This is a genomic window from Streptacidiphilus pinicola, from assembly GCF_003258295.1.
Classification (GTDB): domain Bacteria; phylum Actinomycetota; class Actinomycetes; order Streptomycetales; family Streptomycetaceae; genus Streptacidiphilus; species Streptacidiphilus pinicola.
In genome coordinates, this window is the sequence record NZ_QKYN01000047.1 from 22,757 (window position 1) to 23,024 (window position 268).

A 268-nucleotide genomic window follows, 5' to 3' on the forward strand; every position below is an offset into this window, starting at 1 on the left:
TCTCGTAGACGCCGATGCCGGAGCAGCACACCACGACCCACAGCACGAGCCCCCCGAGGAAGGCGAGGGTCCGGGAGGGGGCCCATGGTTCGCCGCGGAGGCGCACGGTGAGGACGCCGGCCAGGTAGCAGGCGGCTGCCGCCGCGGTGACAGCGACGACGGCGGATTCGAACTGCCAGCTGGTGGCGACCGTGGACAGGTGCCAGGCGGGCGGGCCGGCGTAGCCGACGGCGGGCATGTGGCCTCCGGTTCGAGGGGTGGAGCGGGC

General features: G+C 74.3%; 1 protein-coding gene. It reads right to left on the minus strand.

From position 1 onward, the window contains the following. Positions 1-238 (minus strand): cytochrome c oxidase assembly protein (locus tag DN069_RS40030; protein ID WP_165845484.1); only part of this gene is annotated, 238 nt, incomplete at its 3' end. Positions 239-268 lie beyond the last annotated feature (30 nt).